Below are 18,498 nucleotides of genomic sequence, written 5' to 3' on the forward strand. Positions count from 1 at the left end.
GTTGCCAAACAAATCGAAAATATTACCGATAAACAAGTACAAAGCAACGTCGCCGCATCGACAGCTATAATATCGGGTATAGCCCTGAATAAAGAGATCATCCAAAGACTTTTAAGGAGCGAAATCATGAAAGAATCAGTTATTTATCAAGAAATTCTACTAGAAGGCAAGGCTGAAGGTATAGCTGAAACAGCGAATCAGATAGCGCTAAACATGATGAGTTCCAACATTTCTGTAGAATTAATTGCCCAATTTACAGGACTAACTCTCAAACAAATCCAAAAGCTACAAAAACTTTCAGCCAAAAAAGCTCAACCACCAAAATCGTCAAAAACAAAGCGATCGCCAAAAGCCTAATTATCAAACCCATAAAACTGTACCGATAATCTCAAAAGTGATGACAGATTCCTTCATCATTGGATGGTGTGACGACTACCTATACTGGGATGCGGAGAATCGGTTAAAAGCGACTGAGGGTGGCGGTACGAGTACGGTCTATGATTATGACTATTCTGGTATCTGCGTATCGCAGAAGGTGATCAAAAACAAAGCGATCGCCAAAAGCCTAATTATCAAACCGATAAAACTGTACCGATAATCTCAAAAGTGATGACAGATTCCTTCATCATTGGATGGTGTGACGACTACCTATACTTGGAATGAGGAGAATCGGTTAAAGGCGACTGAGGGTGGTGGTACGAGTACGGTCTATGATTATGACTATTCAGGTATCCGCGTATCACAGACGGTGAATGGTGTGGAGACGAGGTTCTTGGTGGATAAGAATCGCAATTATGCTCAGGTGTTAGCGGAATATGCGCCTAGTGGTACTGTGCAGGTTGCCTATGTGTTTGGTAGCGATTTGATTTCTCAGGATAGGAATGGTACGAAGTCGTTCTATGTTTACGATGGTTTGGGCAGTACGAGGGCTTTGACGGGTACGACGGTCAATAGTTATCTCTATGCGGGTGAGCAGTGCGATCACTGATCTTGTAGGTTGGGTTAAGGAACGCAACCCAACAATGAGAAATGATAACCTCATTATCGAGTTACTGCTATCTCTCTCTGAACTAAGTATGGAATAAAATGTAGGTTGGGTTGAACGAAGTGAAACCCAACAAATTAAGGTAAGGAATAAAGTTAATGTTGGGTTTCGTCACCTCAACCCAACCTACAAGATCGGCGATCGCTAGAATTTACTCACACCGCAGGGCGGTGGGGTATTTACCCTCTTTGTTCAATAAATATGGAGTACAAAAATAATGGAAGAACTAATCTACAGTTTGAACAGAATCAGCCATTGGCTAGAAAATAATGAACCCAATATAGCAGATGCTTTTAGTCAGGGCATTACTCATATGCAAATAGATAGAATATCTTCTGTTCTACCTTTCTATTTACCCGAAGAGTTATATTACTTATATCAATGGCATAATGGAACTAGTCATTCAGAATTTAGATTTGATGCTCTTGGGGGAATGTATTTTCTTCCCTTAGATAAATCAATTACTGAATACAGAGATAATATTATAGAGTTAAAAAGCTATGGATTATGGAGAGATGATTGGTTCCCAGTTTTTGTCGGCGATCCTACATCCTATTTTGTGATTGGAGGGAAAGAAAAATTTCTATCTTCGCCGATCTATTCAAATGATTCAAAAGAACACTTTGATTCTCCATTTAGACAAAAATATGATAGTCTCACAACAATGATGCAAACTCTCGCGGATTGCTATGAAAGGGATGCTTTTGAATGGACAAGTGAAAGCTTTTATCAAGATAAGGAAATTGTTAAAGAGGTTTACCAGAGGTATAACCCAATAAGTCAATCAATGCGTCCAATAGCTGAATGGAATCCTCCATTATTGTGAGGGTAATCGCTTTTTCAGAAAATGTGCGATCTACGATCGCTTTCTAGCAATGAGTAGGCGATTGATATTTTTTTAGATTTAGTAGCGATCGCTTTTTCATTTGATGGAGATTCAGGGATTTTGAGGTGATGTTTTAGGCGATCGCTTTTTGGGTTTTGTTATTGCAAAGGCGATCGCTTAAGGTTGAAGCTTATTATTTGCGATCGCATTGCTATAAAGCCTATGCAACAAATTACTTTAATCTCATCAGGATTAATCTCCAAGCGGAGATTAATCGAATATACCAATGGATTAATTAGAGAGTTCTATTCCAAAAATACGATCTTCAACATCGTGAGAGAAGAGAACTTTTAGAAGGTAAGGGTGAGTGGGCTGGGGATGAGAGCGATATTCGTTTCACGTAACATCAGTTATGGGTTTGGAATTCCTCTAGGACATAGTGTCATTGAGAAGTTGAATGAGTATTCACAACGTTGCAATGTTCCTGTAATTTATAGATATAAAATGAAGAAGCAATATGTACGAGTATCATGGATGGATTACGTTACGAATGACACCTGGCGAAATTGATAATGAGGAAGCATTATTGTGGGAAGTGCATCAAACAATTAAAAATGTTTTGTCCTCTTTCAACCATAGAAATAGAATTTCAGATTTGAAGATTATGAATGGTCAGTATTTTTTGTGGATTGCAGGAAGTGCTAATCATGCATCATCAGAAGCAAAAGATCTATTTGATCTTCTTGAACTAATTTCCAGCAAAACCCCTGGTTCCTATGGATTAGTCTATATTCTTGATGATGAGGCTCCTGAAAGTCTAAGCAATAAATTTCAAGTAGTTAGAATTGCACGAGGTCAAGTTGAGAAATTCCAAGATAACCTTTTGTCTCCATGTATTCCAGTAATCGAAGATCCATAGTTAGATTATCATTTCTAATTATATCTTGAGGACTAGCAAGATATAACTATTTTGAGCACTCAACAACAACTCTTGATTCATGATCTGTAAATGATAAAATTCCGCAATGATCGACAACATATGCAAATTGCGATTTGATGAGTCGCATTGAAGGAGATATTCGTTCATTTGCAAACTGAGATAGGATAGGAGGAGGGTCTTCAGTAGTTTGCTTAGTCTCGATTTAGCAAAGCTCTAAGCCAAAACCTCAATCTACGAAAAGTAATAATCTACAAAAGCAATAGAGATTAACGTGTCTGGGAATGTATCTATAGATTTGTCAAAAGATCTGTTCAAGGATCTTGCAGGGGCAATCCAAAGCACTCGCAAGGCAGCGATCGCCTTAGCTAAATTGCCAACGGCTTCTAAAAATGATGCCTTAGAAGAGATCGCCTTAGCCTTAGAACAACATGCCGAAACAATTTTGGTAGCCAACCAAAAGGATCTTGCCGCCGCCACTGCCAACCAATTACCGAGCGCCTTGATAGCCCGCCTCAAGTTAGATGCAAACAAGATTCGAGGGATGATTGCAGGGGTGCGCGATGTGATTAGACTTGCCGATCCCATTGGCGATCGCCAAATTCATCGCGAACTGGATAAAGGGCTGATTTTAGAACGATTGACCTGTCCTTTAGGCGTAATTGGCGTGATTTTTGAGGCGCGTCCCGATGCGGTTACCCAAATTGCAGCTCTAGGCATTAAGTCGGGCAATGGCGTAATTCTCAAAGGTGGGAGCGAAGCGGTACATTCCTGTGAAGCGATCGCTACGGTGATGCATCAAGCCTTAGCCGAATTATTTGCCAAACAAGGCGGAGTATCGCCCCAAGTGGTGCAACTATTGACCACCCGTGCCGAAACCCTTGCCATCTTAAAGATGGATAAATTAATCGATCTGATTATTCCCAGAGGTTCCAATCAATTTGTCCGCTATATCCAAGAGAATACCCATATTCCCGTACTCGGTCATGCCGATGGAGTCTGTCATTTGTATGTGGATGCCGCCGCCGATCTAGACAAAGCCGTAGCGATCGCTGTAGACAGCAAAACCCAATATCCTGCCGCCTGTAATGCGATCGAAACTTTATTGGTAAATCAGGCGATCGCCTCTAAGTTTCTGCCCCTTGCTTCCTCTGCCTTGCAGGAACGTGGCGTGAAACTTCTAGGTTGCGATCGCACCCGAACCATGATCGATGTCAGTCCTGCTACTGAGTCCGACTGGTCAACGGAATATTGTGATTTGATTCTATCCATTAAGATTATCGATTCCCTAGAAGAAGCGATCGCCCACATTACCACCTATGGCTCAAAACATACCGAAGCGATCGTGACCGAGGATTTGGCGATCGCCGATATCTTTACGAGCGATATTGATGCTGCTGGGGTTTACCACAACTGCTCTACCAGATTTGCGGATGGTTTCCGCTATGGCTTTGGCGCAGAAGTCGGCATTAGTACCAATAAAATGCCACCTCGCGGCCCCGTGGGATTAGAGGGACTAGTTACCTATAAGTATCGGCTGGTGGGCGACGGGCATATCGTCGCAACCTATGCAGGGGCAAATGCTAAGGCTTTTACCCATCGGGATTTGTAGATATTAGGTGGATGGCGGCGCTTCGCGCTGCCACCCACCTTTTTTATACCAATTCACGAAAGTGTGACAACACTTTTGTGAATTAAACACCAAACCCAGTAAGGTTTTGAGATTCCTAAAATGGCGTTGCCATTTTGGGAATTGGTATTAACGTGAGATTTGAGAAAGGGTTTGCTACGCAAACCCCTTCTCAAAGCCCAAAAGTAAAAGCCTTGCTACGCAAGGCTTTTACTTTTGGGCTTTGGTATTACTTATACATGTCAGGAAATTGCTTTTTTAGCTGCGCGATTTTGGGAAGGTCGTTAATCACAACATAGGGATAGTCTGGATTGCGGGCGATAAAATCTTGGTGGTAGTCCTCCGCCGCATAAAAGCCCTGTAAAGGCTCTAACTTTGTCACGATTGGTCTGGGAAAAGCTTTGCTTTTATTAAGATTGTCTATATAGGCTTGAGCAATCTGTTTTTGTTCGTCATTGGCAAAAAATATGGACGATCGGTATTGAGTACCGCTATCAGGTCCTTGCCGATTGAGTTGGGTTGGGTCGTGAGCTACATAAAAGTAGATCTGAAGCAGCTTTTCGTAGGAAACTTGAGATGGATCGTAGGTAACTTTTATCGATTCTGCATGTCCAGTTTGCCCCGAACCAACAGTCTCATAATGCGCTGTTTGTGCCGTGCCTCCCGAATAGCCAGATACCACATTGGAAACCCCTTTTAAATGTTTAAATACGGCTTCCATGCCCCAAAAGCACCCACCTGCAAAAACTGCTGTCGTTTTACCCTGCACGCGATCGCTAGAAACATCAGTAGAAACTAAACTTGTTCTCGGCTCAGAACCGAGAGCCGTAACATTAGAAATAGAGTTAAGAAAAAAAGCAGCGATCGCAAGGCTACCGAGGCCCAAACAACCGACATAAAAACTTTGCTTTGACATGACAATTTCCATCCAATCCTTCTAAAGACTTTACGCAGCCCAATCTAGATCGGATGAAGTAATTGTTATTCTGGACAAATCAAAGCTCAAGAGATGAGTGTCAGCGCAAAGCGCCGCCACTCATCTGTGGGATTTTATTCTCCCTTTCGATAGCGCTCGATTAAATTAGGCAAATGATCGAACCCATCAACGCCGATTTGACTAATTAGATGCGATCGCTGCTGCTGCAATATATTGGTGAAACTAGCCTCCCCCAACTTGCCCTGCAAAATTATCACCAAAGCCGCTGATTGTTGCCATGCCTTGCTATGGCGTTGCTCCAGCAAATACATTCCCAAACAGGCGTGATAGGTTGCCGATTCTAATTGATGGAGTTGATAGTAGGTTTCACCGAGATAGGCATGGCTTAGGGCTTGTAAATCGCGATCGCCGATCCTTTGCGTTAAGGTTAAGCTCTTCTCTAAGGCGATCTGTGCTTGGCTGGGTTGCTCGATCGCCACATAGGCACTACCTAGCCCGACCCAACAAAGCGACTGATTTTGGAGATCGTTCAACTTCTCCGATAGATGCTGTCCTCTCTCTAGATGGGCAATCGGTGTTTCTAGATCGAAGGGTGTAATTGCCTCCTGCTGTCTTGCAATCATGACTTCGCCATAGCCCAAATTAGCTAGAGCATTAGCTTCTCCTTGCCGATCGCCATTTTGCCTCGCCAAAATTACCGCCCTCTGCGCTTGGGCTTCACTAGCACTAAAATCTTTTTGCAGCAGGCTAATCCGACTGAGGTGATTGAGATTAGCGATTTCACAGCGGCGATCGTCAACTTGACGGGCTAGGGTTAATGCCTCTTGGTGAAGGGCGATCGCCTGATGATGATGACCCATCCAAGCTTGGGAATAGCCTAAAACCGTGAGAATTCTTGCCTTTTCCTCCGTATTTTGGGCTTCTTTTAATGGGCGATCGAGGTAACTAATGGTTTCGCGAAAGCTTTCCCCAGAAAAGGAAGCAAATACGCCGCCATAGAGGGGGAAATTTTCCCTCTGGGCAAAACTTCGGAGGGTTTGTAAGCTCATGTGAAAGCAGATCTTGGCTAGAGATTGTCGATCGCTCTCCGCTAGGGCTGAATTTTGAAAACCACTGCTAAGCTCGCTCCAGATCGTTGCAAAGGAAATAAAGGTAATCCCCGTCATATGCATTCCTGCTTGGGCATCGTAGGGCTGTCGATCGAACCAATGCACCAACCCATTTTGCAAATACCTAAGCAAAATTGATAATTCGACCCATGCACTCAGATCGATGTTCCGTTGAGCCTTGGCGATCTCAGCCGCTGATTGATTACTCGCCTGTCCCGAAAAGAGATCGCGAGGCAGGGGACTAGAAGTTTGTTGCGCCCAACTATGCCATGGGCCAATCGCCTTAGTTCGTTCAAATCCCACCTGTTTTGTGGACTCGTATAACCAACTAACGAGGTATCCCTCCAAACGGTCAAAGGATTCTAATCCTCGATTGAGCCCGATCGCAAATTGTCGCAGAGCGAATGCTTCTGCATCATCGGCTAGGGTTTCCGCTTTTTTTTGCAACAATTGCGCAAGATATTGAATATGTGGGCGTTCAAAAACAGGTGTCTGGTTAGGATCGAGAACTTGGATTAAAGCGGCAAGACGCTCCTGTGGATCGACCTTGAGAATATTGTCTATCCCTCTCGCACAGGCATCCTGAATTTGATAGTTTTTTTGCCACTGTTCCCATGCATCTTGGAGAATCTGCATGGCGCGGAGCTTTTGTTTTGCTTTTGCCTGTTTTACTTCATCGCTTTGAGCGTCAAAATTTGCCTGTAATAGATTGGCATGTTCTTCTAAAGCCCGTTCAAATATTTCCCCAGTTCCCGCCTCTAAACTCTCACTGAGAATGCGATAGACATGTTCTTTGGATAGTAGTTTGCCATTTTCGATATTGATAATGATGCGATCGACGAAAATATTGTAGCGATCGCGAGTTGTTAGTGGGGGGCTGGAGGGATCTGACATATTCTTTGCAAGGTGGGGCTACCGTCAGTATAACTCCACGTAAAAACATAGAGAAATGCGGCGCATCTCTCTATGTTTTTATGTGGAGTTAATGTCGTGATCGCCATGTTTCTAAGAAACCATTAATTTCCTGTAGCAGCCACTCTTTCTCTGGACGACTCAGCCCCGAACCAAATTTATGCGTATAGATACCTTGATTGATGCGTAACTCCATTACTGGTTGGTTGTTTATTTCATAGGAACTTTTTAGCTCGATCTGCCGCAGATCTTGGGTTTTGCCTTGGACGTGACGCTTGATTCCTAGCATGTCCCAATCAATCCTAAAATTGCGATCGCCAATGACTAATCGCACCTTACCAAACAAAACCGATAAGCCTGCATAGGCCATGCCAATACCAATAACCCAAAATGGAATGGAGAATAGGGCAAACAATCCCGCCCTCAGCGCCATGGATGTCCAGAAAAGAATAAATCCATTCCAAAAAATTGCAAATATTAAGATGCCGATCCCCTCTCCATGCCAACCCGCAGGAGGAATATCAATCTCTAAAATACTATCGGTCTTCTTCAAATTAATGCGACTGCCGAGGGGTTTGGGATATTGATAGCCCCGATCAGCGCGATCATGATGGAGTAATTGCTTCGTCTCAATAGCCTTAATCCGATTTTCGAGGGATGAAGCTAGGGATGACGACATATCATTAAGGGATGCGGCTAGGGATGACGACATATCATTAAGGGATGAAGCTAAGGATGATGACATATCATCCTTAGTTAAAAACTTAAGAGCCTGTCTTGCACTACTAAAGCGATCTTCGATCGCAGGTTCGATCATTCGGTCGAGCCAATCGGCAAAGATGGAGGAAATATTTACGGCATCACGGAAATTAATTTTGAATCTAATTTCAGGTAAATCGGCAGGCGATCGCCCTGTCAATAAAAATAAAACCGTTGCGCCGAGAGCGTATAGATCGGTAGCGGGAACGGCTTTGCCCCGAAACTGTTCGGGCGGCATATAGCCATAGGTACCGACGACAGTACTGCCCGCCAGTTGGGTGCTGCGATAGGTATCTTGCACTGCCCCAAAATCCACTAGCGCAATCTTGCGGTCAGCCTGAAGGATAATATTTTGCGGCTTGATATCCCGATGAATAACTGGCGGTTTGAGTTCATGGAGGTAGATCAACACCTCCAAAATTTGCTTGCTAATTTGCAGAATATCCTCCTCACTCCCATGCCATCCCTCGGCGATCGCCTGTGCTAAGGATCGACCCTCCACCAACTGCTGCACGATATAAAAATCGCGATCTCGCTCACTATCAACCTGAAAATAGTCCAAATAGCGGGGAATAGCAGGATGATCGAGTTGAGCGAGTACCCTCGCTTCCCGTTCAAATAGTTCCAATACTTTCCAGTCATTGATCCGTCGAAATGATAGGGCTTTGAGGGCTACCCGATCGCCTGTTTGTTCGTCGATCGCCGCATAAGTAACGCCCATGCCACCCTGCCCTAGGATATCCGTAATGCAATAACGCGATCGGACGATCTCCCCAACTTGATGTAGTTCTGGCACAAACTTTTTTCACCTCCCATTTCAGGTATTGCCCAGCAGGTAAGGATTGGCATTGTTTCGTACTACCCTTAGCTGTTAGTTTCAGTAAATTACCTAAAGCTTCTACCATCTGCACAGCGGACGGCAGGGCTTTTAGGCTTTGGCTACACTTACTATCTTATTTCAAACCCTAAAGCTACAAGCCCTTTGCAAAGCTGCCTGTAGTAATTTTTGATAAGTTTCGTCGTTAGTTTCAAAGGCTCCAAAGCGTTCGAGGTGGGGATTCATCAACTGGGCATCAAATAAACCATACCCCTGCGATCGCAGATGTTCTACCAATTTTACCATTGCCACTTTGGAGCCATCAGGAATCTTAAAAAACATCGATTCGCCAATAAATACCCCTCGAATCGCGATGCCCAGAATGCCTCCCGCCAAGCGATCGCCCTGCCATGTCTCAAAACTATGCGCCCAGCCCGCCTGATGCAAATTGCTATAAAGCGATCTTAATTCCGTTGAGATCCAAGTAGTTTCGCGATCGGCACAGCCATCAACCACCTGCTCAAAGGCTGTATCGATCCTCACCTCAAACCGATTTTGGTTAAGTACACGTTGCAAAGACTTAGGATAACGAAAGCGCTGATCGAGGGGGATCAGGGTACGACTGTTGGTGTAGTACCACTCAATCGGTTGACCATCACCCTCTGACATCAAAAAATAGCCTTGAGTATATCCTTCAATAACAGTGCGGATATTAAATCTTTCCACGAATAGATTTCCAACTCGCAAGTAGATAGTTTGGTAATGTAAGTAGCTTGGCACAATTAAATATAAAATCCCCAAACCTATAGCGCAGGCTGCACCACAGGTTTGGACTCTGGGTTTTAATTATGCTCAGCTACTCAATGAGCAGCTAACTAATCAAATACTTATCTTAGTTACAGTCTCTACATCATATATATTGCTACTGCTATATAGCTAGGCACGATTAAATATAAACCCCAAAGAGACTGTGGCGCACGCTGCGCGTGCGCCACAGTCTCTTTGGGGTTTATACCAATTCACGAAAGTGTGACAACACTTTTGTGAATTAAAAACCAGACCCAGTAAGAATTTTTAAAGCTAAAAATGACTACGCCATTTTTAGCTTTGGTATGAGATAGCCATGACAAATCTTTATTCCCAAAGGATGAGTGGCGGCGCTTCGCGCCACCACTCATCCTTTGGGAATAAAGATTGATGATGTTAGACAAAAAGTTCCCTTTGAAATTAACTTTTACGATGAATATACCTTAGCTGCTTTTTTATACAAAAAACTTAAACAAGATTTTTATATAAAATTTAATTATTGGTAATTCCTTACTGACCTACTGTTAAAAATCAGGTTAGGCTCTTACCCATCCTGTAATAAACTCGATAAAACAAACGGCTTGCTCCGCGAAGGTAAAATTACCTATAGGAAACAAACCGCTTGTTTGTGTAAATTGTTCTTAAATTGGTATTGAAATTCAGAATCTTTAAATAAGCCGATTCCGTTTGAATGAGTATATTCTCTTAGATAGATTGCAAAAACTGGGATCGCTTAATATTTTCTTTATAATCCGTTTGAAAAGTTTAATCTGAGTCTAAATACTTATTGTCTATCGTCGGAAATTATTGCGATCGCTTTTGCTGAGCCCCAATAGAGTTAACCGTTTAAAGCAATCTTCACCTCATATTTTGCAAGCCAAATTATCAACAAATAAAAAAATAAGCGATCGCTCAGAGAGTGGTGAAGCTAGCACTTACTCATCTGGGATCGCTTATTTTTTGTTTTTTATTAAGTTGTTATTTAAATTCAGAACCTATATATAAGCTGGTTCCGTTTGAATAATATTATTTTGCAAGAAATTCTGCCATTTTGGGGATCGCTTAATCATTTCTTTACACTTAAGTTTTGGTACCTAGAGCATGAGTATTTATACTTATCAGTTGAATTTCTTTAAATACATTTCTTAATAATTTTGATACTGTATGAAGGATTTTTCTATTCGTATTTTATTTGTTCGTATCTTTTTTATTTTATAAATACTTTTGCTATTTACTAAGACTTCATATTAAATTCTTGAGTTGGCATAGATCGATATCCATCTTGTTGGTGGGGCATAATTCGCAATAACAAATATTTTTAAATAATATTTTCCAATAATTTTCCAATATTGCATGGCAATATTGTTACTTTTGTAGCAATGTAAGTTTTGACTGGGACATAAAATCTAAAAGAGTAGTAATGAAACAAAGGATTATTACTATTCTTTTAGATTTTGATTTATTGCAACACAGTTCTTATGTCAGGTTCACAATCAAATTTTATTGCTAGAAAAATCAACGACCTTGACCTGTCTTGATTGAATTGCTTCAAAAACAGAGCGAATTTGGTATACCTCTTGGTCAGTTAAACCTGAATTCTCAAATAAGGTATTAAAAATTGCTTTGCTAAAGTAGAGATACCCTTTGCGACTAATTGTCCCAGTCTGCATAATTCGATGCACAACTTCGTCAAGGCTGAGGACGTTATTTAATTTCCCATTGGTAGTATCTTCTGGTAATTTTAGCTCGGAGATTTGGGTGTTGGACTCAACGAAACTAGAATTAGGTAATTTTGAAATTGGGCGTTCAGGAATTATCGGAGTTGTTTGCATCCTGCTGCGATCGGGTAAGCAGCGATTAATCGCCGCTTTTAACATTTCTGGATCAAAGGGCTTAGTCAAATAGTCGTCAGCTCCTATCTCCATACATTTCATCACGCTTCCCATTTCTTCGATCGCAGAAATCATAATTACAGGGATATCCCGCAATCTTGAGTCTTTTTTTAAATAGGTGAGAACCGCATATCCATCCAACTCAGGCATCATAATGTCCAACAGGACTAAATCGTAGAGATTTTTTTGAGCCATTTCTATGGCTTCGCGCCCATTTACTGCCACTGATATCTGAAAATCTCGGCGATGCAAGCGTCTTGCTAACATATCGCGATTTATTTCATTGTCATCAACAATTAATACTTGAAAATTCTGAACTTCCATGTTTATTAACCATTATGTTTACTATATTTACTATGCTTTTGCCGACCAGACTCTAGCGCGATTTCGCCCCTCTCGTTTTGCTTCATATAGTGCTAAGTCAGCTTCTTTAATTAATTGCTGCGATGTGAAAGTTTGCAGATGCGGGCTGATGGTGGATATTCCCAAACTAGCCGTAACATAGGGATAGATTGGCGAAGAAGTATGGCTGATATCCAGACTTTCTATGGCTGTAAGAATTTTTGTGGCGCAAAACTCTGCACCCGATGAGTTAGTATCAGGCAAGATGACCGCAAATTCCTCTCCGCCATACCTTGCTAATGTATCTCTCGGTCGCCTAATTACCTGCGCAGCCGCAGTCGCAATCTGACGAAGACAGTCATCCCCTGCTAAATGTCCATAAGTATCATTATATTTCTTAAAATAGTCTATATCAAATAAGATGAGTGATAGACATTTCTTTTCCCTATAGGCAGCACTCCATTCTTTTTCTAGGACTGTATCAAAGTAGCGACGATTGGCAATACCCGTCAACCCATCGCGATGGGATAATGCTTCTAACTCAATTTTCGCAACTTCTAATTCATGATATGCAGCAGCTAGTTCTTGGTAAGCGGCTTCTAGCTTTTGCTTATTTAAGACCTCTCGATCGTGGAGGGTTTTCTTTTCAATACAAGCACTTACCCTTGCTCTAAGCAGAACGCGATCGTAGGGTTTAATTAAATAATCCTCAGCCCCCTTTTGAATACAGGCTAACATCATTTCTTTCTCATCTAATGCGGAAATGATTATTACGGGAATTACGCGCCACTCAGGGTTTTCTTTTAGATAGGTCAGTACCTCTAACCCATTAAGCATGGGCATCATCATATCTAGTAATATCAGGTCAACTGGTTGCTTAGAAACTACTTCTAAGCCCTTTTTGCCGCTCTCTGCCATTGTAATGTTGGGGTATCCTAAATTCCTTAAATGGCGATAGAGAATCTCCCGATTCATTTGTTCATCATCAATAATTAGTAACTTAGATTCATTAAGGTCTGGCATATTCTTTTAACAAGCTTTCAATTTTCCCCAATAGCCGTGAAAATTCAATAGGTTTCGTATCGTAATCATCGCATCCAGCTTCAATCCCCCTTTCACGATCGCCAACCATTGCATGAGCAGAACATCCGATAATCGGAATATTTTGAGTTGTAGGTATTTGCCTTAAGCGCTTTGTGGCTTCCCATCCGTCTAAAATGGGCAGACTCATGTCCATAACGATTAGATCTGGCAGTTCTGATTCGGCAATCTTGACACCAGACGCACCATCGACTGCAACTATCACTTCAAAGCCTCGGCGCGTCAATCTTCGCGATAGCATATCGCGATTCATTTCATTATCTTCTACCAGAAGTATCTTTGGCATATGACTTTAAGTATTGCCCAATTATTTTTTGCAGTCAATATTCTCAGGAGATGATTCGCATAAGTAAGGGGCTTAATTAAATATAAAACCCTAAAACCTGCAACGCAGATTTTAGATCTGGATTTTAATTATGCTGAGTACTTATTAAGCTCAGAAAACACTATTATAAAAGCCATTTTTAACGTAATTTTGCTGTTGGTGGACTTTCTTCCAAACTAAAGTTAAATAAGCTAAGTAAGTGGGCTTAATTAAATATAAAACCCCAAAAACTGCAGCGCACGAGCAGAATGCGCCGTAATTTCTAGCTTTGGCTTTTAATTGTACTGAGGTGCTTAAACAAGGTTAAATAAATAAAATTCAATACACAAGGTTAAATAAATAAAGTTAAGGGACTTGCTAGTAATTAACATGCCTGTGGCTTCGACTCCGCTCAGCCAACGTTAGCTGAGCGGAGTCGAAGCTAGATAACTGGGGGGGACATTTTTTATCCGCAAGAGCCTAAACAAATAAAGTTAAATAGGCAAGGCTCGCATTGCGAGCCTTGCCTATTTAACTTTAGCGTTATTTACCCATGCCAAGCTGTTGAGCTTTTTGGTAGACCTTGCCTTCAGTTAGGAGCGAAGGAGCAATGACCACCTCAACTTGCTGCATTTCACGAATAGTTGCTGCACCTAAAGTTCCCATACTGGTTTTGAGTGCGCCGAGAAGGTTGTGAGTACCATCGTCTAGTCCTGCTGGTCCCCGCAAAATTTGCTCTAGGGAGCCTGTCGTCCCCACTCGAATTCTGGTTCCGCGTGGTAAGACAGGGCTAGGTGTTGCCATGCCCCAGTGAAAGCCTCGTCCAGGAGCTTCTTTGGCTCTAGCAAAAGGAGATCCGATCATCACGGCATCGGCTCCACAGGCGATCGATTTACAGATGTCACCGCCTGTAATCAAGCCTCCGTCAGCAATGATGGGTACATATTTACCTGTCTCCTTAAAAAAGTCCTCACGGGCAGCAGCACAGTCTGCTACGGCTGTCGCTTGGGGAATGCCTACACCGAGTACGCCTCTGGAGGTGCAAGCAGCTCCAGGACCAATACCGACAAGTACACCTGCAGCTCCTGCATGTAAGAGTTCTAGGGTGACATCGTAGGTAACGCAGTTACCCATGAGTACGGGTATGGGCATCTCTTTACAGAATTTAGCGAGATCGAGGGAAACTAGACCTTCAGCAGCAATGTGAGTTGTAGAAACTACCGTGGATTGCAAGAAAAAGAGATCGCATCCTGCTTCAGCAGCGATCGCTCCATACTTAAAGGCATTGACAGGAATACTGCTAGCGCAGGCGATACCACCTTTTTCTTTAACTTCGCGGATGCGTTTTTGAATCAGTTCAGGTTTGACGGGTTCAGCATAGAGTTCTTGCATAAGTGAGACAAACTCAGTGACACCTACTGAAGCGATTTTTTCTAAGATTGGTGTGGGATCGTCATAGCGGGTTTGGATGCCATCAAGGTTGATGACTCCCAAGGCACCTAACTCTGAAAGTTTTACTGCCATATCGACATCGACAACGCCATCCATTGCACTGGCAATGATTGGAATTTCGCGGCGAATTCCCCCAATTTCCCAAAATGTATCGGCAACGTTGGGATCGAGGGTTTTACCTCCTGGCACTAATGCAATTTCGTCGATGCCATAGGCTCTGCGTGCAGTTTTACCGCGCCCAATTTGAATGTCCACTGTTTGTACTCTCTAGAATTGATAATGAAAAGGGGTTGCGTAAAAATCTTAATTTGAAGATTAACGCTAAGGGTTGATATTTGTGCGTTGCTATAGCAGTTTTGAGTTGCCATTTATAGATTCATGACAAATTAAAACTACAAAACCTTGAGTGAGATTGTCTTTGAGGTCTTTCGACTGGTCGAAACCATTGTCAAAACCTCTGTACTCTAAGTAGCGATCGCAGGATGCTTGCTACTTAAGACCCAATTGATTGGCAAAAATTCTTAATGATATCTTAAGACCTTGCTGCTTATTGACTAATGATAGCTAATTAAGGCAAGGGTTTAAATTTAAGGTAATTTTTTTGACAGATTTTTGGGCAAAGTTGGGCAAAGGTTGCTGCGAACATCAAGTTTGTCAAAAATCTGCTTACTAAAGAAATCGCCTGATCGGATATATTGCTCAAACTAGCCTTTAAAACAATTCAAATCTGAATGATGACTGAATTTCTAAATACCTATGGCTTTTTGCTTGTATCGGCAGTTTTTGGCGCAATTTTAGGAATTTCTGTTTATTTACCCCTAATGGCTGGGCAATTGTCTCTCGCGACTCCAGGATTCTATGCTTTAGGAGGCTATATTGCGGCGATCGCTTCTACCAAAATTTTAACAACGACAGGCTCGTTATCAGTGGTATGGGTATTGCTGGAAATGCTGGCGGCAAGTTTGATATCGGGGCTCCTCGCGGTTATTTTGGGCATTCCCGTGTTGCGTCTTCGGGGGATTTATTTAGCGATCGCTACAATTGCCTTTGTCGAGATTTTGCGAGTGGTTGCCTTAAATCTTGATATTACAGGCGGTGCAGTCGGCATTTTTGGCATTCCGCAACCATTTCAGTCACCCTTAGAATATCTCTGGATTGCTCTGCCCCTATTGGGATTAAGTATGGCTTTTATGTATCGGCTCGAAAAAATTCGGGTAGGTCGAGCTTTGATTGCTATTCGTGAAGATGAACTAGCTGCTGATTCGATGGGCATAAATCCCACCTATTACAAGGTTTTAGCCTTTACTTTAGCGGCGAGCCTAGCGGGGATGGTGGGGGCGGTCAGCGCTCATTTTTTGAATACATGGAATGCAAGACAGGGAACCTTTGATGCCAGTATTATTTTCTTAGCTTTTGTCCTCATTGGTGGTTCGCGTACATTTTGGGGGCCTGTGGTCGGTGGTATTGTGCTGACGGCTTTGCCTGAAGCTTTACGTGGAGTTGCGGGGATTTCTAATGTGCCTCCGTGGTTAGCGCAATTTCTTAAGGATGGACGGTTAATCATTTTTGGAGTTCTGATCGTGATCGGTACGATCTTTTATCCTCAGGGGATCGTTACGCCAGAGTTTTTAGGTTGGGTTAAGCAAATCCCGCAAAAATTAGTCAAGCAGTTCGCTCGATCGCCAAAATAGCCCAAGAGAGAGTTGCCGCACTCTCTGCGGCAACCCTCTCTTGGGATTTATCCCAATTCACTGAAATAAGCCAATATTTTCGTGAATTAAAAAACAAACCCAGTAAGGTTTTGAGATTCCCAAAATGGCAACGCCATTTTGGGAATTGGCATTATAACAATTCACGAAAGTGTGACAACACTTTTGGGAATTAAAAACCAAATCCAGTAAGGGTTTTCAAAGCTCAAAATGGCGTAGCCATTTTGAGCTTTGGGATAAGATAAATTGGGGCATGGCTTGACTAAATGCCAGTAATCATTCTTTGGGAAGGAATTAAGATGCAGCATATGGATCGTCGATCGCTAAAAATTTTCAGTTGTCTGGCTTTGCTTGCCAGCTTAGTGGGTATCTATGCGATCGCTAATCCTGAGATGTTTGTTCAGGCGATCCCCTGCCTTGGGAATTGTGAGGAATTGCTTAACAAAAATCGGTCGATTACTAATTTCATCGATCTAAAAAAATTTGATAAAAAAGCGATCGCGATCGTAGTGGAAAAATCAAAATACAAGCTAACTGTTTACTACCAAAAAAAGCCCATTAAAGCCTATGCGATCGTGCTTGGAGGCAACCCCAAGGATGACAAGGTGAAACAAGGGGATAAACGCACGCCAGAGGGAATTTTTCAGGTAAAAGATCTCTACAATCATTCGGAATGGTCAAAATTTATTTTGTTGGACTATCCCACCCCTGATTCTTGGCGCAAGTTTGCACTGGCTAAGGCTAGAGGTGAAGTGAAAGTCTACGATGATATTGGGGGAGAGATTGGTATTCATGGAGTGGAGAAAGGACAGGATTGGCTGATCGATCGCAGGATTAACTGGACTCTGGGTTGTATTTCCCTCAAAAATAGAGATGTCGATGAAATTTATCCCTTGTTACAACGCGGTACGGCGATCGAAATTTTGCATTAAAGCCTTAATGTTTTGCGCCTGCCTGCTTTAGCAGCTTGACCACTGCAAGATGCTCATTCAATGTCGCAATCTCCAAGGGGGTTTTGTTGCCATAAGCCTTAGCGTTAATATCTGCCCCATACTCTATTAAAAGACTGACAATTGCGGTATATCCCTTCCTCGCAGCACTATAGATTGGGGTTGCACCCATTGCATAGTGGTTAGGATTTGCACCCGCTTGTAACAAGATTTTAACTACATCGGCATGATTTTTCTCTATTGCTACATCTAGAGCCGCAACTCCCTCGTCAGGAGCATCGTTAACTTTGGCTCCTTTAGAAAGAAAGAGCTTTATCATTTCGATATGATGCTCTCTCACTGCCGCCATAAGAGGAGTCTGATAATAATAATTACGCTCAAAAGGATCTCGACCATTAATATCGGCATTGTGCTCTAGTAAAAGCTGGACAATGTCGAGATAACTTTTGCTAGCGGCGATCGCTAAAACGGTTGCACCATTTTTATCTTTGGCATTGGGGTTAGCGCCACGCAATAAAGCTACTTTTGCTGAAGCAAGATCCGCTGACATCACTGCTCTTAGCAAGGTCGCATTTTGAAAAACGATCCACGGATTACTTAGTTTTGCTAATTTGAATGCTGGTGAGGGGGGAAATGAATTAGTTGGGATTGATTGTGGTGAAGCATCAGAGATTTGGAGCGACATGATTGCGGCGATCGCTAGTCCCGCAACCACGGCAAAATTTAACTTGACACGAGTGCTTGTATTCATTAGAACATCTCCAAACACAGCTCTAAACATAGCTCCAAACATGGTAGTTTAACACTTGACAAAAAACTTGTTTTTTCTATTTCTGTATTTTCTGCATTAAGTAAAGTCAGATAAGTAGTTGGTCATAATTAAAACCCAGAATCCAAACCTGTAGAGCACGCTGCGCGTGCGCTACAGGTTTGGGATTTTATATTTAATTGCACTTACTCCCTTCCCAG

16 protein-coding genes and 1 pseudogene are annotated in these 18,498 nt (G+C 42.4%); 8 read left to right on the forward strand and 9 right to left on the reverse strand.

Annotated features, from left to right (window positions below):
* The 6 genes and pseudogenes from AC805_RS27025 to AC805_RS21865 form a co-directional block, all read left to right on the forward strand.
* A pseudogene (locus tag AC805_RS27025) lies at positions 1 to 357 on the forward strand (flagellar assembly protein H); the annotation flags it as partial.
* Positions 358 to 397: 40 nt separating this feature from the next.
* Positions 398 to 598, forward strand: a complete 201-nt coding sequence (locus AC805_RS25880; RefSeq protein ID WP_156341531.1) for a hypothetical protein — start codon at positions 398 to 400, stop codon at positions 596 to 598.
* 39 nt (positions 599 to 637) lie between these two features.
* Complete coding sequence (locus AC805_RS21850; protein ID WP_156341532.1) at positions 638 to 988, forward strand: hypothetical protein; 351 nt, start codon at positions 638 to 640, stop codon at positions 986 to 988.
* Positions 989 to 1,262: 274 nt separating this feature from the next.
* Entirely contained in the window at positions 1,263 to 1,871 is a 609-nt protein-coding gene (locus AC805_RS21855) for an SMI1/KNR4 family protein (protein ID WP_055077366.1), read from the forward strand.
* Between the two features lie 517 nt (positions 1,872 to 2,388).
* Positions 2,389 to 2,790: an Imm7 family immunity protein gene (locus tag AC805_RS21860; RefSeq protein WP_009627320.1), complete on the forward strand. Its 402-nt coding sequence runs from the start codon at positions 2,389 to 2,391 to the stop codon at positions 2,788 to 2,790.
* 292 nt (positions 2,791 to 3,082) lie between these two features.
* Positions 3,083 to 4,420: a glutamate-5-semialdehyde dehydrogenase gene (locus AC805_RS21865; protein ID WP_082429610.1), complete on the forward strand. Its 1,338-nt coding sequence runs from the start codon at positions 3,083 to 3,085 to the stop codon at positions 4,418 to 4,420.
* 247 nt (positions 4,421 to 4,667) lie between these two features.
* Here the strand turns inward: AC805_RS21865 and msrA are convergent, their stop codons facing one another.
* The 8 genes from msrA to AC805_RS21905 all read right to left on the reverse strand — a co-directional run bounded on the left by msrA (position 4,668) and on the right by AC805_RS21905 (position 15,125).
* Positions 4,668 to 5,354, reverse strand: a complete 687-nt coding sequence (gene msrA, locus AC805_RS21870; protein ID WP_055077368.1) for a peptide-methionine (S)-S-oxide reductase MsrA — start codon at positions 5,352 to 5,354, stop codon at positions 4,668 to 4,670.
* Positions 5,355 to 5,488: 134 nt separating this feature from the next.
* Positions 5,489 to 7,378 (reverse strand): tetratricopeptide repeat protein, encoded by a 1,890-nt coding sequence (locus tag AC805_RS21875; RefSeq protein WP_055077369.1) that lies wholly within the window; start codon positions 7,376 to 7,378, stop codon positions 5,489 to 5,491.
* 88 nt (positions 7,379 to 7,466) lie between these two features.
* Positions 7,467 to 8,951, reverse strand: a complete 1,485-nt coding sequence (locus tag AC805_RS21880; RefSeq protein ID WP_055077370.1) for a serine/threonine-protein kinase — start codon at positions 8,949 to 8,951, stop codon at positions 7,467 to 7,469.
* A 162-nt stretch (positions 8,952 to 9,113) separates the two neighbouring features.
* Positions 9,114 to 9,698 (reverse strand): leucyl/phenylalanyl-tRNA--protein transferase, encoded by a 585-nt coding sequence (gene aat / locus AC805_RS21885; protein WP_072143715.1) that lies wholly within the window; start codon positions 9,696 to 9,698, stop codon positions 9,114 to 9,116.
* Positions 9,699 to 11,272: 1,574 nt separating this feature from the next.
* Positions 11,273 to 11,995 carry a PleD family two-component system response regulator gene (locus tag AC805_RS21890; protein WP_055077371.1) on the reverse strand — a complete coding sequence of 241 codons (723 nt, stop codon included), beginning with the start codon at positions 11,993 to 11,995 and terminating at the stop codon, positions 11,273 to 11,275.
* 30 nt (positions 11,996 to 12,025) lie between these two features.
* Complete coding sequence (locus AC805_RS21895) at positions 12,026 to 13,036, reverse strand: diguanylate cyclase domain-containing protein (RefSeq protein ID WP_055077372.1); 1,011 nt, start codon at positions 13,034 to 13,036, stop codon at positions 12,026 to 12,028.
* On the reverse strand, positions 13,023 to 13,400 hold the full coding sequence (locus AC805_RS21900; protein ID WP_009629522.1) for a response regulator: 378 nt from the start codon (positions 13,398 to 13,400) through the stop codon (positions 13,023 to 13,025). The genes AC805_RS21895 and AC805_RS21900 overlap by 14 nt, the downstream gene beginning before the upstream one ends.
* A gap of 561 nt (positions 13,401 to 13,961) precedes the next feature.
* Positions 13,962 to 15,125, reverse strand: coding sequence for a GuaB3 family IMP dehydrogenase-related protein (locus AC805_RS21905; protein WP_055077373.1), 1,164 nt, complete (start codon positions 15,123 to 15,125; stop codon positions 13,962 to 13,964).
* A gap of 479 nt (positions 15,126 to 15,604) precedes the next feature.
* On the opposite strand from AC805_RS21905, the gene AC805_RS21910 reads away from it, so the two are divergent.
* Positions 15,605 to 16,561 carry a branched-chain amino acid ABC transporter permease gene (locus AC805_RS21910; protein WP_055077374.1) on the forward strand — a complete coding sequence of 319 codons (957 nt, stop codon included), beginning with the start codon at positions 15,605 to 15,607 and terminating at the stop codon, positions 16,559 to 16,561.
* 284 nt (positions 16,562 to 16,845) lie between these two features.
* Entirely contained in the window at positions 16,846 to 17,511 is a 666-nt protein-coding gene (locus tag AC805_RS21915) for a murein L,D-transpeptidase family protein (RefSeq protein ID WP_231664131.1), read from the forward strand.
* Positions 17,512 to 17,515: 4 nt separating this feature from the next.
* Here the strand turns inward: AC805_RS21915 and AC805_RS21920 are convergent, their stop codons facing one another.
* Positions 17,516 to 18,280, reverse strand: coding sequence for an ankyrin repeat domain-containing protein (locus AC805_RS21920; protein WP_197278816.1), 765 nt, complete (start codon positions 18,278 to 18,280; stop codon positions 17,516 to 17,518).
* Positions 18,281 to 18,498 lie beyond the last annotated feature (218 nt).

Origin of the sequence: Pseudanabaena sp. 'Roaring Creek' (assembly GCF_001402795.1) — a bacterium.
In the GTDB taxonomy this organism is placed as follows: Bacteria; Cyanobacteriota; Cyanobacteriia; order Pseudanabaenales; family Pseudanabaenaceae; genus Pseudanabaena.